Annotated in this window: 12 protein-coding genes; 6 read left to right on the top strand and 6 right to left on the bottom strand. The window is 60.0% G+C overall.

Annotation, left to right across the window (positions count from 1 at the left end; genetic code table 11):
- Positions 1 to 32 precede the first annotated feature (32 nt).
- The 3 genes from GTU76_RS27975 to GTU76_RS27965 form a co-directional block, all read right to left on the bottom strand.
- Positions 33 to 1,133: an SCO family protein gene (locus GTU76_RS27975; protein WP_180700091.1), complete on the bottom strand. Its 1,101-nt coding sequence runs from the start codon at positions 1,131 to 1,133 to the stop codon at positions 33 to 35.
- Positions 1,130 to 3,937: a multicopper oxidase domain-containing protein gene (locus GTU76_RS27970; RefSeq protein ID WP_180700090.1), complete on the bottom strand. Its 2,808-nt coding sequence runs from the start codon at positions 3,935 to 3,937 to the stop codon at positions 1,130 to 1,132. The genes GTU76_RS27975 and GTU76_RS27970 overlap by 4 nt, the downstream gene beginning before the upstream one ends.
- 166 nt (positions 3,938 to 4,103) lie before the next feature.
- Positions 4,104 to 5,552 carry an ATP-binding protein gene (locus GTU76_RS27965; protein WP_175554741.1) on the bottom strand — a complete coding sequence of 483 codons (1,449 nt, stop codon included), beginning with the start codon at positions 5,550 to 5,552 and terminating at the stop codon, positions 4,104 to 4,106.
- A 421-nt stretch (positions 5,553 to 5,973) separates the two neighbouring features.
- On the opposite strand from GTU76_RS27965, the gene GTU76_RS27960 reads away from it, so the two are divergent.
- The 6 genes from GTU76_RS27960 to GTU76_RS27935 all read left to right on the top strand — a co-directional run bounded on the left by GTU76_RS27960 (position 5,974) and on the right by GTU76_RS27935 (position 12,397).
- A complete protein-coding gene (locus tag GTU76_RS27960; protein WP_180700089.1) occupies positions 5,974 to 7,320 on the top strand; it encodes a hypothetical protein in 1,347 nt (448 codons plus the stop codon).
- A gap of 35 nt (positions 7,321 to 7,355) precedes the next feature.
- Entirely contained in the window at positions 7,356 to 9,590 is a 2,235-nt protein-coding gene (locus tag GTU76_RS27955) for an Ig-like domain-containing protein (protein WP_180700088.1), read from the top strand.
- A gap of 72 nt (positions 9,591 to 9,662) precedes the next feature.
- The gene (locus GTU76_RS27950) at positions 9,663 to 10,127 is read left to right on the top strand and encodes a curlin (protein ID WP_180700087.1); all 465 of its coding nucleotides are present in this window, start codon (positions 9,663 to 9,665) and stop codon (positions 10,125 to 10,127) included.
- A gap of 27 nt (positions 10,128 to 10,154) precedes the next feature.
- On the top strand, positions 10,155 to 11,606 hold the full coding sequence (locus tag GTU76_RS27945; protein ID WP_180700086.1) for a curlin: 1,452 nt from the start codon (positions 10,155 to 10,157) through the stop codon (positions 11,604 to 11,606).
- Positions 11,607 to 11,916: 310 nt separating this feature from the next.
- Positions 11,917 to 12,123 carry a type II toxin-antitoxin system RelB family antitoxin gene (gene relB / locus GTU76_RS27940; RefSeq protein WP_159815041.1) on the top strand — a complete coding sequence of 69 codons (207 nt, stop codon included), beginning with the start codon at positions 11,917 to 11,919 and terminating at the stop codon, positions 12,121 to 12,123.
- Positions 12,104 to 12,397: a type II toxin-antitoxin system RelE/ParE family toxin gene (locus GTU76_RS27935; RefSeq protein WP_180700085.1), complete on the top strand. Its 294-nt coding sequence runs from the start codon at positions 12,104 to 12,106 to the stop codon at positions 12,395 to 12,397. The genes relB (GTU76_RS27940) and GTU76_RS27935 overlap by 20 nt, the downstream gene beginning before the upstream one ends.
- 83 nt (positions 12,398 to 12,480) lie before the next feature.
- Here GTU76_RS27935 and relB (GTU76_RS27930) read toward each other — a convergent pair whose 3' ends face one another.
- The 3 genes from relB (GTU76_RS27930) to GTU76_RS27920 all read right to left on the bottom strand — a co-directional run bounded on the left by relB (GTU76_RS27930) (position 12,481) and on the right by GTU76_RS27920 (position 15,172).
- On the bottom strand, positions 12,481 to 12,684 hold the full coding sequence (gene relB, locus GTU76_RS27930; RefSeq protein ID WP_180700084.1) for a type II toxin-antitoxin system RelB family antitoxin: 204 nt from the start codon (positions 12,682 to 12,684) through the stop codon (positions 12,481 to 12,483).
- A gap of 72 nt (positions 12,685 to 12,756) precedes the next feature.
- A complete protein-coding gene (locus tag GTU76_RS27925; RefSeq protein ID WP_093439225.1) occupies positions 12,757 to 13,128 on the bottom strand; it encodes a DUF6124 family protein in 372 nt (123 codons plus the stop codon).
- Positions 13,129 to 14,455: 1,327 nt separating this feature from the next.
- Positions 14,456 to 15,172: a hypothetical protein gene (locus tag GTU76_RS27920; protein ID WP_108227334.1), complete on the bottom strand. Its 717-nt coding sequence runs from the start codon at positions 15,170 to 15,172 to the stop codon at positions 14,456 to 14,458.
- Between the last annotated feature and the right edge of the window lie 357 nt (positions 15,173 to 15,529).

Raw genomic sequence — 15,529 nt, 5'->3', positions numbered from 1 at the left:
GCGACACACGGTTCTATGATGCTATTTCGCCGCTACCGCATCTGACTCACCGTCGCGGCTGGATCGCCCGGTTTTACTGGCGTCAAAGCGCCGTCGGCCAAGGCTTTGGTGGACGGATGTTGACGCTCCGTTTCATCGTTGAGGAAATCGATGATCGACTGCGCAGATGCCTCGTCGAGGCGCAGGTTGGGCATCGGAATTCGCTCGAACTGTTCGTACAGTTGCAGGGCAATCGGGTCTTTTTCCGCGAGCAGGCGATCCGGTTCGCGAATCCAGCGGTTCAGCCATTTCGGATCTCGATTACGCGTTACGCCAATCAGATCGGGGCCGATGCTGCGCATGCCGATGCCCTGACCGTCCTGCGGGCCGAGGCTGTGGCACGAGGCGCAGCGGGTGCGAAACAGTTCTTCGCCATTGCTCGGCGGACGAATGTCCGGCGCGTTGGCGTAGCTTTCCTCGATGCTCGGCTGCTTCCAGTTCTGTAGGGTGTTGGCCAGTTGATCGGCGAGGATCCACGGGTTTTCGAACGGCGAGGCTTTCATCCAGCGCCCGGTGGTCTGGTTGCCGACGATCAGGCTGAGGTTGTGATCCTTGCTGCGACCGTTGTCGACGCCTTCGATAAACAGCCCGAGTTTTTTGCGCAGGTCGGTGACGTCGTCGAATTCGCCGGTGAGAAACTTCCAGCCGGGGCCGACCTTGAAGCGCTGCGAATAGGCCTTGAGCACTTCGGGCGTATCACTGAGCGGGTCGATGCTGATCGAGTAGAAGAAGATGTCTTGGCCGACGCGATCGCCGAGCAGTTTCTGCACCTGGCGCAAGCGTGCGGTTTCCAGTGGGCAAGAGTCGCTGCACGAAGTGAAGATAAAGTTGATCACCACCACTTTGTCTTTGATCAGGTCATCGAAGAAATGCACCTGCTGACCGTCCTGATCGGTCAGCGGGGTATTGGGGAAATAGTCGCCACCCCACGGGGTGGCGGATTCACTGGCCGCTGGCGGTTCGCCGGCGCTGGCCTGGTGCGCCAGCAGCACACGGCTGCCGAGCACACAGGCCACCAGCATCAGCACCAGGTGCATGCCCAGCGCCCGGGAGCGCGGGGTATGCACAGGGCGATCACCGTGCCGGCGGTTCATGGCTTGACCACCACTTGTGGGCCCATGCCGTCACCGTTGCGGAAGGTTGGCAGTGCAGCAGAGTTGACGTAGCGCACACCGTCCCAGCTCGGCAATGGGGTTGGCATCAATTGCAGCTGACCGGGTTTCTCCAGGTCCCAGCGCAGCAGCATCGAGTTGTCCTCATGCTGAGTGTTGTGGCAGTGCTCCATGTAGGTTCCGGCGAACTCGCGGAAGTTGATCGCCATTTCCACGCTGTCCAGGCCATCCGCTTCCGAGCCGATGCGATAGACGTCCTTGCGCGCCCATTTTTCCCACTCTGGCGGTGCCTTGCCGCCGCGACTGAGGATGATCCCCTCCTCGAAGTGCACATGCACCGGATGGCTCCAGCCCTTGCCGCCAGCCTTGATGTTCCACACTTCGAGGGTGCCGAACCCGGTGACACCGGCATCGGTCGGGCCGCTCGACAGTTGCGTCGAAGCGTTCAGGCGACGCGGGTCCATGTGGAAGCCGAACCCGCCGTCAGTCTTGACCGTCCACGGCGCCTCATCGGTGCCGTCGGAGCGGCCGAAGGTGAAGGTCCGGTGGCGGGCCTTGGCCAGCACGGCTTTATCGGCGGCGTTGTCGCGGTGGAGCTTCAGCGGGATCATCACCAGCCCCTCAGCCTTGCCCGGTTTGGCCGGTTCGTAGGCTGCCGGGTTCATCGCCAGATCCTGGCCGGTGTAAGCCTTGACGTTGAGTTGCAAGACCTTGCCCACCGCTGGATCGCCTTTGTCCCACTGCGGGCCTTTGCTGGTCTGCTTGATCACCGCCAGGTATTTCTCCGACAGGATGTCGCCCAACGGAATGACCTCTTTGGGCCCCTTGCCGTCATCGTGAGCCTGCAGGTTGACGAAGAACAGCTTGTCCCCCGGTTTGATGCCGTTTTTCGAGAAGTTGACGATGATGTCGAAGCGCTCGGCGATACCCTGGGTCGGCAAGATCGCGTTGTGGTTCTGTTTATCGCCATCGGCGTCGAGGTCCATGCTGCCGTCGAACGGTACGCTGTGTTCCATGATGTTGCCGTCGTTGGCAATCATGTGGAACGGCACACGGCTGTAGGTCACGCCGGAGTTTTTCGGCCCCTGAAACTCGCCACCGCTGCCTTTTATTTCACGCACCAACGCCAGTTTGAAGTAGCGCGACACCGAGCCGTTGAGGATGCGGAAGCGATAACTGCGCGCACGCACGTCGAGGGTCGGTTTCCACTGCCAGTTGACCAGCACCTGGTCACCGAGGAAGCCGTCGGTGTTGAAGGGGTTGAACCACAACTGACCTTCCTGATCCCAGGCCTTGTCAGCGAACACCAGGTTGACGTCGTAGTCACGGTTGCCCCACGGCAAGGCGCTGCCGCTGGGCAGACGCAGGTTGACGCCGTCGTTCACCGACTCGTTGCCGCGATCCAGCGCGCTGTAGTAGTTCATCATCGCCGCGTTGCCCTTGTAGACGTTCTGCGCGGTGAAATCGAGCATGTGGTCGTGGAACCAGTGGGTGCTCATGGTTTCACGCCAGTCGCCGCGGATCTTGATGGTGCCGTTGTCACAGGTCTTCTTCGCCGGTGCGAGGTCGTTGACCCACAGGGTTTCGCCCGGTGCGCACGGGAACGCGGCGCGCGGGTCTTCGGCCTTGGTGTTGATGCTGTCGTAACCGGCGAGCTGGATCGGCCAGCGATAGTCGTAGAACTGCCCCGGAAAGAAGAAGGCGTTGGCATAGCCGTCGCTTTCTGCTGGCGCGTGGCCGTTGTGCTCATGGGTGCTGATGGTGTGCAGGCCGAAACCACGGTTGGCCGAAGGGTCGATCGGCAAGCCGTTGTAGTGACGCATCATCACCGGTTGGCCGTAGCGCACCATCAACAGTTTCGGCGGCAGTGTGCCGTCGAAGGTCCACACCGCGTTGTGGTTTTGCACCGGCATGTTCGGGTGGAAACGCGGATCGACACCTTTGGCAGTGCCATCGGTCGCCGGTACGCCAGCGACGTTGTGGTACAGACCGCCGAGACCGAATTCGCCCATCGTATAGCCATGCATTTGTCGACTGTCGCGCAGGCCTCCGTTGATCCGCGCGCCGGTCTGCGCGGTTTTGTAGGCGGCTTGCGGGTAGAACTCGTTCCAGCGTTGGTGCGCCCAGCCTTTTCCCGGTGGCCGCCCTTCAGCGGACGAGCCGATGTGGCGGTTGAGGAACACTTCGATCTGCGCCTGCCACGGGTTGCGGTCGACCACATTGGAGAACTGGCTGGGGAATGGCGTCAGCCCCGGTTGCCGCAGGAAGGCATCGAGGGCCGTGCCGGGTGGCGCGCTACGAGCGACGTTATTCGGGTCCTGCGCGGGCGCCGGGCCAATCGCCGCCGGTGGAAATGGCAGCGGCGCGGCCGGAGTGGTCGGGTCGAGTTTTTCCGGGCCGAACTCTTCGAACAGGGTCAACTGCTGGGTGAACGGCTGCGCGCCATAGAGCGGGCTCGGCTTGCCGTTGGTGGGGTAGTTGAAACTGGTCTGCACGGACGGCGGCAGGACGTTTTCGATACGCGTTTCAGCGCGATCGCCTTTGACCCCGTCCGGCAAATCGAAGGAATCTTCGTTGGCCTCGGGCATGGTCAAAATGGCGTTGAGCGCACCGGCGCGGTCGGCCGGTTCGTCGTAGTACGCCGACGGATCGGAGGTTTCTGGCTGTCGCTCGTCATCGATCGGACTGGCGCGAACGCCGGCCATGGTGCCGAGGGTCAACATCAGAAAGACGCTCAAGGGCGTCAGCAAAAAGGTGTTGCTTGGGTCACGCGTTGTTCTGTCCATCACCAGCCGCCTCATCAAGGAAGGGGTGATGGTGTTTTGCAACTACTGCGCCAATAAATTATTTCCAGTTGTAACAGTGACTTGGAAGGTCTGCGGATTTCCCCACTCCCCGGTGACCGGGGCTGGACACCCACTGGTGGGGGAAGTTCAGAGAAATTTTGCGGATTTATGGGACAAGCTGAAAGGCCAGACGAACGGTGGTGCCCTCGCCTTCGCGGCTGTCCAGGGTCACGCCGCCGCCAAAGCGCTCCATGATGCGTTTGACCAGCACCAGGCCAACGCCAAGACCACCGGTTTTGGTGGTGAAAAACGGCCGGAAGGCCATGGTGCGTTGCTCTTCATTCATGCCTTTGCCAGTGTCGCTGAGCACCACGCACACGCCACGCTCTTCGCTCGGTTCCAGGCTGACGGTCAGTGTGCCGCCCTTGTCCATCGCCTCCAGCGCATTGGCCAGAAGGCTGTTGAGGATCTGCGTCAGTTGTACCGGCTGACTGAGCACCATCGGCGTGTGTTGCGGATGAAACACCACCTGCACGCCCGCCTTGGCGATCTGCTGTTCAAAAGCGACGAGGCTTTCGTGCAGCGTCGCCACCAGGTTCACCGGTTCCGGATCATCGTTGAGCGGACGCAGCGATTGCAGCAGCTCGCGCACCCATTTCGACATGCGATCGACCTGACCGATGATGTCTTTGATGTTCTTTTCTGCCGGACCGGCATCGAACTCCAGCGCCAGCTCGGCACTGGAACGGATGGTCGCCAGCGGATTGCGCAAACTGTGCGCCACCGCCGAAGACATCTCGCCCAGGGCAACAAAGGTTTCGTTGGCGATCAGTTGTTTTTGCTGGGCCGCGAGCAGGATTGCCGCGCGCCGGACGATCCAGTAAAGCCCCAGATAAATCAGTCCGCCACCCAGTGCAGTGGCCAGCCAGATCAGGGTCAAGCCGCGCTCCATACGCGCGATCAGGTCCTTGGGTTCCTTGTAGATCTCGACCATCGCCGTGACGTTCTTGCCCTCGGCGTCGAACAGCGGAATGTAGTTCTCGATGAAGATGTAATCCGGCGGGATGACGAATTTCTGCTCCTCACGCGCCTTGTCGACGTCGTGGTAACTGGCCGACACCGGAATCTTTTCGTTGAAGGAGCGATCGAGGTCTTCGTCGGCATGAATGCTGGTACCGATCAGAACCGGGTTGGTCGACCAGATCACTTGGCGGTCAGGCGCATAAATGTTGGCGAGGATCACGTCCGGCAAGTGTTCGATGTGATCGAGAAATTCACCCCGCGCACCCGCCCGGGCCTGCGGATCGACATCCGGAAAATCCTTGTCCTGGCGTGGATCGAGCAATTCACCCATCGTGCGGATGTTGGGAATGGATACGTGGCGCACCTCGGCCGATGCGATGGCCTGGATGAATTGCGCCGTGAGCAAGGCATCGCGCTGCACGCTTTCTTCGATCACGAAACGCGTTGAAACCGCGCCAAGTGCGATGGCCACGGTGCCGATCACCGCCATGCTGATCAGCGAAAACCAGCGCAACAGGTTGAACGACTGCTTGCGCGAGCCCAAGCGCAGATTGCCCTCCTCGACCGGTAACGATTTCGACTGCATGTTCATGGCGGCGACTTCCCGATACGTCCCTATAGGGTTATAGCCCACGGGTGGGGGTTTGCCCGGTTGCGGGGATATCGACCCGATAACACCGCCCCCACGAACAACACAAATCCCTGTGGGAGCGAGCTTGCTCGCGAAGGCGGCAGTTCAGTCGACATTTTCATCACAGGAAGTCCGCATTCGCGAGCAAGCTCGCTCCCACAGGCTCTTTATCCGACAGATGTTCAGTGGTCATCCCCACCTTCCCCAATCCTGGGGAATGACGCCCTTTCCCCGCTGGCCAAAAACCTGACCCTTCTGCGCGTCAAGCCCTCTACCCCGGCCCTCTCCCGCCCATCCACCACACCTTGGCATGGAAGGTGTACAGGCCCTGTGCAACTGACCCATCCCCAAGGGGCAGGTACTTCGATAGAGGGATTAACTCATGCACCCTTTACTGTCCAAAACCGCGACTGTCCTGGTCGTGAGCGCGTTGGCCCAGGGCATAGCCCAGGCCGCTTTGTTTGCTGTTGACCCGGGTCCGTACACGGTGGCCACTGGCGGTTTCGCCAGTTGGTATCAGGACACCCACGGTCGCACCCTGGATCTGTGCCTGTCCAAAGCACTCAGCTCACGCGTGCCGAGCACACCCGGCGCGCCTTCGTACATGTGCTCGCTGCTGCCGGCCCCCGGCATATTCGATGACGCTCAACCGCTGGCTTTCCCCAGCAACTTCCCCGACGAGGCATTCTGGTTTACCGCTGACGGCACGATTGTCGACGCCGCGCGCGGTATCAACCTTTCGTACGGCTCGGCGATCGAAGCCGCGTTCAGTGGCGGTGACCCGGCGGAAGGCGATCAGATCAGCTTTGCGCGGATCCGCATCCGCGTCGATATTCCTACGGCCGGCACCTACGTCATCACCCACCCGTATGGCGTCGAAGTGTTCAACATCGACACGCCCGGCCGCCGCGCGATCAACATGACCCGCGACATCGGCATCGGCACACCGAAAACCTACGACGGCGCGCTCAAGGGTGACGTCGGACCGTTTCTGCGCAGCCTCAACGGGCCCTACACCGAAACCAACCCGGTGACTGGCTCGGCAGAACAGTTTGTCGGTGATCCGAACCTTGAAGAAGCCGTGACCGGCAGTCCGTTCAACACCAACTTCATCCGCATCGAAGGCCCCAATGGTCTGGATCTGCGGACGACGACATTTGCCGTCTCCGGCAAGTTGTCGACGGTAGTTCGACCCACACCAATGATTACCCAGCGCAGCACTTACTCACGCAAGGCGGGGACCAGCGCACCGGTCGCCCAGCAAGACGTGTTCGTCCTCGCCCCACCAGCGCCCGGCACCGTCGCCGTGACCAGTTTCACCCCGGTGCTGAACATGACCGAAGCCAACTCCACCGGTGCCTGGTATGCGCAATCGTCGGCCAACCCGACCGTTCCGAGCGTCCTGCAAGTGACCGCCGACAACCACCTGGCCATCGCCAGCAGCACGCCGACCACCCTGCCCATGCCCCTGACCGACCTGGTGGTGATCCAGAGCGCCCAGTACAGCTTGAGCTCCGGACAACTGACCGTGGTGGCCTCGACCAGTGACGAAACCTCGCCACCCGTACTCACCGCCACCTCCGGCAGCGGCGCCGCCATCGGTGCGTTGAGTGGCGACGGCGCGGTGAAAAGCCTGGCCACCGGGATCTCGCCGATACCCCCAGCCAAGGTCCGCGTGACGTCGTCCAACGGCGGCAGCGATACCGAAGAAGTGGTCATCGTGCAATGAACGCTCACATGCCCAGATCCGCATCAGGAGGCATCATGAACAAGTGGCCACGCTTTGCGCTCAACGCGCTCGGGCTCGCTCTCTCGCTGACCGGCAGTGCCTATGCGCAACTCGCCGCCGTCGACCCCGGCCCCTACACCTTCGCCACCGGGAAATTCCCGATGTGGTATCAGGACAACAATCTGCTGTCGATGGAGCTCTGCCAGTCGCGCGCCGCCAGTTCGCGGGTAGCGGTAAGCACCCCTCCCGCGTACATGTGCACTTTGCTGCCGGAACCGGGCGTCTTCGATGACAGCCTGCCGATGGTGTTCCCCGACAACTGGCCGCCGGAAGCCTTCTGGTTCCTCGCGGAAACCAACATCCCCAACAATGGCGCCGGCTACGGCATGGACGCCTATGTCGCGGGGATAGAAGCAGCGTTTTCCTCGGATAATCCGGTGGACGGCGATCAAATAGCCTTCGCGCGAATTCGCATCCGGGTGAACGTTCCCGTGGCTGGCACATACACCATCACCCACCCGTATGGCGTCGAAACGGTCAACGTCACCACGCCCGGGCGCCGCGCGATCAACATCACCAAGGACATCGGCATCGGCGCGCCGGGCAACTTCAGCGGCGCATTGACCGGTGCCATTGGCCCGTTCCTGCGCAGCGTCAACGGCCCTTACACCGAAGTGAATCCTGACAGCGGCGGTGTCGAAACTTTCGTCGGTGATCCGAACCTCACCGAGGCGGTGACCGGCAGCCCGTTCGACACCAACTTCGTACGCATCGTCGGGCCATCCGCTGCGGGTACCATTCAAACCAGCCTGTTTACCGTCGCCGGCAAAGTGCTCGACAACCGTCAGCAAACCGCTGTCGAACTCGACCGCGCCACCTATCGCCGCACCTCGGCCGGTGTGCGTGCCGAAGTGTTCGCCAAGGCTGACAGCAGCTCGACCCTGTGTTTCCGCGAAACCGTGGCGCTGCTGCCCGGCCCACCGCCAACGCCTTGCCAGACCAGCCTGACCGGTGACAACACCGGATTGTTCTTCGGTCAGCGCCTGGGCAACGGCACCTTGCCGTCAGTCGTCGTCGTGACCGCGACCAACCCGGCCGGTACTACTCGCCCGACCTCAGTGTCGAGCAAACTCACCGACGTGGTGAAGGTGCAGACAGCGCGCTACAACTGGGCCAATAAAACCTTGTTGATCGAAGCGACGTCGACCGATGAAGTGGCAATCCCGGACATGGTTGCGCAAGGCTACGGACGTCTGTCGAAAACCGGCACGCTACAACGCATCACCGTCACCGACCTGACTCAGCCACCGGCCAGCGTGACGGTGAAATCCGCCGCCGGTGGCAGCGATACCGAGCCGGTTGTCGTGGTCGGCAGCGCACCGGACACTGGTGAAAACCAGGCACCGATCAGCAATGCCGACACCGGCAGCACCAGCTTCGGTGTGCCGATCACCCTCAGCCTGTTGACCAACGACAGCGATCCCGACGGTAATAATCCGCTGAGCATCACCGCGTTGACCCAACCGGCGGCCGGCCAAGGCACCGTCGCCCTCAGCGGCACCGCCGCCGTGGTCTACACGCCGCCAGCCGTGGTCAACACGCCACTGACCACGACCTTCACCTACAAAGCGCAGGACGCCAAAGGTCTGGCCTCGGCCAACCCGGCCACCGTGACGATCACCGTCGCGCCAAACCGGGCACCGACCGCCGTCGCCGACAGCGTCGCCACGTTGGGCGTTGCGATCCCGATCAACGTACTGGCCAACGACACCGATCCGGAAGGCAACGTACCGCTGGGCGTCGCCAGCCTGACCCAACCGGCCGCCGGCCGTGGCACGGTCAGCACTGACGGCACGGTAATCACCTACACCCCACCGGCCACCGTCACCACGGCGTTCACCACGACCTTCACCTACATCGCCCGGGACAGCTTCGGCGCCCTGTCGACGCCGGCCACGGTCACGGTGCAAGTGTCGCCACGGCCAGCGGCAGAGACCTTCACCATCACCACCTCGACGGTGCAGGCCCGCTCGGGCGGACGCTTCAACTGGGACTTCGCCGGCACCTCGTCGGTGACCACCGGCAACACCATCACCGTGCAGGTCACCACCCCGACCGGGCTGGTCACCCTCGGCACCACCACCGTACCGGTGACCGGACGCTGGCGGCTGACGCTGAACAACACGACGGTGGTGCCATCGGCCAACCCGACCGCGACGATCCGCTCGTCCCAGGGCACCGTGCGCACGGTCTCGGTGACCACGCTGTAAGCCAACACCCCAGCCACTCTCGGGTGGCTGGGGCCGACTTCAAACCGGTTAACGCCTGACAGGATGTGAGCCATGAACACGCCGACCGCCGCCCTGCTTTGCCTGCTTCTGCTGTGCAGCACGGCAGGCGTGCGCGCCGACGACCTGATGGACAACGACGACCTGGCCCCGACCAGCAGCGACCTCGGCGAACTGCCCCCACCGGTGGGTCAGCAAGCCCTGATCGACCAGCTCGGCCAGGCCAACGTCGCCCTGCTGCAACAGAACGGTCAGTCGCTGCTCGGGCAGATCGTGCAGTCGGGCAGCAATCAGGAGGCGTACATCCTGCAACAGGGCAGCGACCTGATGGCGCTGATCAACCAGAACGGTTCCGGCAACGCCGCCTCGATCACGCAGAACGGCAGCCACAACCGCGCGCAGATTTCGCAAAACGGCAACAACAACGACGCCAGCATCGAGCAGGCCGGCACGGGGCTGCAAAGCGCCGTGACCCAGTCGGGCAACGGCATGAGCGTTTCGGTCAAGCAATATCGCTAAGCACTGCAAATCATCGGAGAGTTCATCATGTTCAAACTGACGCCCCTCACCGCCGCCATCCTGGTCATGATCAGTGCCCAGGCGATGGCCGACGACAGCCTGTCCAACCAAAGCCAGGTCGGTACCGCCAACATCGCCGACGTGAAACAGACCCAGGCGCCGTTCAGCACCGCCACCCAGACCCAACTGGGCCAGGGCAACGACGCCGCCGCCGTGCAAGACCACGCCAGCAGCGTGATCACCCAGGACGCGGTCGGCGACTACAACGCCGGTTACGCCGAACAACTTTACGAAGACAACGCCACCATCACCCAACAACAGGTTGGCGCCTTCAACACCGCCCACGCCAGTCAGTCGTTGGGCTTCGGCTCACCGAACAGCGCGCTGCAACAGCAGCAAGGCAGCGGCAACTTCTCGTTCATCTATCAGGATTCGCAGAACGGCAGCGAAGGCAAAACTTTCCAGTTCGGCGACAGCAACGAAGCCAACATCGAACAACTCTATGAAGGCAGCGGCAACAGCTCGGTGATCACCCAATACGGCACCGCCAACTACGGCACCGCCGAACAGGTCACCCATAACGGCGGGCAGATCGGCATCAACCAGGCCGGCGAAAGCAACTACGCCTACGGCGATCAGCGCAACGGCACCGGCGGCAACATCACCATCAACCAGTTCGGTAACCTCAACGGCAGCGAAATCTGGCAAGACTCGCAACTCGCCAGTCAGGCCACCGTCAACCAATACGGCGACAGCAACGAAACCGTGGTCGACCAAAGCTTCGGCGAAAACAACACCGCCGCCGTCACCCAGGTCGGCAACACCAACGCGATCTACGCCGACCAGTTCGAATCGGTCAACTCGACACTGGCGCTTTACCAGGTTGGCAACGGTAACGTGCACTACACCTACCAAAGCGGCGACGGCCACACGCTCAGCGCCACCTCCGTGGGCAACGACAACAAGGTCTACGCCAGCAACTGGAAAGGCCCGCAATCGGGTGGACAGTTCGGCAGCAACCAGCGTGCGACCGTCACCCAAGCGGGCAATGGCAACATCGCCAGCTTCACTCAGGATGGCGTCGGCCATGTGATGACCACGCACCAGACCGGGGCTGGCAACAAGACCACGGTCAGTCAGGCGGAGTCGTATAACGAGCTGTATTTTGATCAGAACGGCAGCGACAACATTTTGATCTCGGATCAGCGCGGCACGGGCAACCTGGTGCAGGGTTCTTCGAATGGCACCGGCAACAGTGCTGAGTTTGATCAGTCCGGGTCTGGCAACCAAGCGTATACCGCGCAGTTGTATGGCAGTGACAACATGATCACGGTGAAACAGGCGGACACGATGAACGTGGCGTATGTGACCCAGGGCGGCACGGGGAACATTGCCAATGTCGATCAGAGTGGGGTTACGCAGACGGCGAATATTCAGCAGTTTGGGTCGGCTAACCAGGCGACGGTGTTGCAGCAGTAGGGGTTGGGTGTTGATGGGCCGCGATTCTCTGGTGAGGGGGGTCGCGGTTTTTTTGTGTCCGTAGGACCGATCAACGACACGCGTTGTTTAAAGCCCAGACGCGCCACGTCCTACAGAAAAATGAATGGTTTATGGCAAAGCTGCACGTTTTCCTACCACGTCTAGCGGTTGGCCGTCGGAAGCGCAGCGACTAGGATTTTTCGGGACAACCTGAACCCTACGGAGCTCGACCGACGTGCAAATCATCCAGACAACCACGACAACATTCCCCTTACCGAATAGACTTCCAGGCATTGATCCCGGAGGTGCCATGATCGACCCGAAGATGATTGACCCGCTGTGCCCAGTCGTCTCGGATCTTGATCCTGAAGAACAGGCTGCGAGCTATGACCGCTGGTTCAGGGCGGAAGTACAAGCGTCTCTCGATGATCCGCGCCCGAATCTTTCGCATGAACAAGTAATGGCCGAGATACATGCCTTGATCAAGGCAAAAGACAATGGTTTCGAGGCCGATTGAGTGGAGGCCCGAAGCACGGGCGAAGCTGGTAACAGTGCTCGAATACATAGTCGAAAGGAATGTTGAAGCAGCCAAGGAGATCTTGAAGGCAGTTGGAAAGGCCATAGCTTATCTTCCTGATCATCCCTATCTCTATCGATCAGGCCGGATCACCGGCACTCGGGAGATCGTCGTAAATTCCAGCTATCTGATCATTTATCGAGTGACAGATCGGATCGAAATCGTGAACGTTCTGCATGCGCGTCAGGAGTATCCGAGACGCGATTCTTTCTAAGCCATTCATCAACAAAAAACCGCGCTGCCTTCAGGAGCGCGGTTTTTTATTGGGATCGATCAACCTGTAGCAGCCGGATCCTCCTAGCGTAACGCCTCACGAGCCTCATGCTTGATTCGTAGCTCAGCCATCAATGCCTTCATCTCTGCCATTACCTGCTCATTCGGAATGCTGGGGCGCGGGTCATTGATTGATTTCTGGACTTTGGCACAGAGCCAATGGTCGTAGCTGGCGGCTTGTTCTTCGCTTTCGAACTCTGGAACGGTTGAGGAAAACAGGGGATCCATGGTGCCTCCGGACTGAGTGTAAACGCGGTTTCTGTTCTTGATCGTTCCCACGCTCTGCGTGGGAACGATCAATCAGCCATCCTTCAACTCGACGTGATCCAGCGCTTGATTCACCGCCAGTTCGCCCAGCATGACGACTTGAGCGATGCCCAATGCTGTCTTGCGTTGTGAAGTTTCCAGCGAGGCGGCGAAGTTGATCAGCATTTCGCTGGCCGAGCCTAGGGTTTCGCTGGCGTTGGCCAGCAGGGATTCGGTGTTGTACCTGGGGTTGGCGAGGTACATGGGTTCCGGCTCGTTGGTGCTGGACATGATGTGAGGTGTGGGGTTGAGGTAGAAGTCGAGGGCACGGTCGGCGGCTTCGTGGAGTTTTTTGCTGTCGACGGAGGCGTAGGGGGATGTGGTGTTGGTGTCTGATTCTGGGGGGTTGGGTGTTGGTTTTTTCATGATTATTTACCCTGTATGACGGTTATAGCTGGCCCCCCATTCGGTTTCCAAGCGAATAGGTGGCAGCTGTACGCAGGTTGGAAACCCGGGACAGAGGCAACCCGGCAGACACAAGGTCTCCCACGCACAGCCGCCATAACAAAGTGCACACAGTGAAGGTGCGCAAGGATACGTTATGAATGGCGCTTGTGCGCTCTGTAGTTACTCGGGTTTCCACGCCCGGTCGCTGAATTGGCAGCGACGAATACAGGCTAGAGACCAGACGTCCGACGGACAACCTGAAAACCTTGTGGGAAGGTTCCGCAAAATCGAAACATCCTTTAAACATCCCGAATTGAAATACGCATGTGTAGGAGCTGCCGAAGGCTGCGATCTTTTGATCTTGATTTTGATATTCATCTTAAAAAATCAGAGTCAAAAGATCGCAGCCTTCGGCAGCTCCTACAGTGAATGTGAGCAACCGGCGGGAATTGGTCGGCTCATAGATCGCCATCGCTGGCAAGCCAGCTCCCACAAGGATTTGGGTACATCCGCAATAGCTACTGGTGTCTGAGAGATAGCTATCGCGAGCAGGCTCACTCCTACAATTGAATCGCGTGCTGTCAGCAAGAGATTGGGTGGCTGTCAGGCCGCCTTCGCGAGCAAGCTCAGCTCCTACGAAGATCAAAAGCCAAGCACGCCGTGCTTCTCACCACTCAACAGGATGAGCGTTAGCTCGGCTGCAGCTTTTGATCTTGATCCACGGGCGACGTCGGAAGGCTTCGTTCCGGGATTGATCCGGGCGTGGGAGCGCAGCGACCGTTTGGCGCAGCCAAACACAGCGAGAGGAGGTGCAGCGAAGCAAACCGTAGGCGCTGCGCCCGGATCGATCCCGCAGCGAAGGAACCCCGAGCCCTAGCGAGCGGGCCGCACGTAGGAGCAAGCGTTTTTTGCTTACTTTTTGCTGGGCCGGCATTCCGGCGTTTGAAAAAAAGTGAGTCGCCGTAAGGGCGAAACCCTAGATGGCCATTGCCGCAGGAATGGATATGTACTCAATCAGAAAGAACCCCACCGCCTGACAGAAAGCCTTCGCGAGCAAGCTCGCTCCCACAGGGGAACTGAGTGCAGATGGAAGAGATTTGTTGCCTGTCAGGCCGCCATCGCTGGCAAGTCGAATCGTCGCACCGCAGCTGCGACAGAAAAGAAAAATCAAAACCCACACCGATTGGCTGCATTCAGAAAGGATGGGCGGTGCCAGGCAAACGCTTTGCGATAGCGGGGAATTGGATACGGGTAACCCGCGACTTCCTGATGAAGAGGTCGCGGATGTTTATGTGCTGGTGAACACTCAGCTCTTGTTGCTCTTTGTGATAACGAACCACAATCCCGTGTATTCAAGCGTGATCGATGAGTAAGTCAGGTCGCCGACTATCCGCTGGACGCCCACCTTGGAGTTGAAATTCACAATAGACTCATGGAACACGTCCATGACGATTTTCTTGTTTTCCTCCACCGGGATGTCGGGGTTGAGCGCCTCAGTCGTCGCAAGCAAAACAGTCAATATCTGCCGTTGTTCTTCCTCGCTGCCGCTCGGCGAAAAAACCATCAGGGTCACGCCATCTACGTTGGCATCATTCGTATCAATGGTTCCCTGCATCAGCAGATCCTTGCTCAATTGATACAAAAACGTCGGCTGGGCTCCGCCTGTCCGAACTTCAAAGTCGGCGATTTTATAATTTTTATTGTATCGGCCAATGGCAGCGTTGAACGCGTCATGGAATTCGGAAGCGGTCAGCCCCAACGAGGTCGCTGAAGGTGCAGCGTTGCGGTTGGCGCTGGCGGACACCACCTCAGATCTACCGGCATGCTGAATCTGGGTAGAGAGATAGGTCAGAAGAGCGAAGGACAGCGACGTCAGGATTATCCCCGTCAGAAAACTGCTCAACCGGCCGGGAACGTTGCCGGTTTTTTTGTTCCTGTATACCTTCGGCGCTATCAGGCCAACCACCCCATAAACGGCAAACACGACAGTCAGCACAAACACCAGCCCGAACAATATCAGCACTTATTCATTCCTTTTGAATTGCGAAAGTGATGGCATTCTAACGTCACCCCTCCGAAAAAGCCCAATCGTGACGAAGGGAAAGCCACAGTTTGGTTCAGTGTATTCAAACAGAGATTGGTCGGCTTTCACGCCGCTTTCGCGAGCAAGCTCGCTCCCACAGTTTTAATGTGCGTACAACCCAAGCGGCAAAGCCGCCCCACTCAACAGGATGAGCGTTAGCTCGGCTGCAGCTCTTGATCTTGACCCACGGGCGACGTCGGAAGGCTGAGTGGAGGGATTGATCCGGGCGTGGGAGCGCAGCGACCGTTTGGCGCAGCCAAACACAGCGAGAGGAGGTGCAGCGAAGCAAACCGTAGG

The sequence above is a fragment of the Pseudomonas crudilactis genome (assembly GCF_013433315.1).
GTDB lineage: Bacteria > Pseudomonadota > Gammaproteobacteria > Pseudomonadales > Pseudomonadaceae > Aquipseudomonas > Aquipseudomonas crudilactis.
The sequence above is the reverse complement of the archived record's forward strand: the minus strand, read 5'-3'. Positions and strand labels throughout refer to the sequence as shown.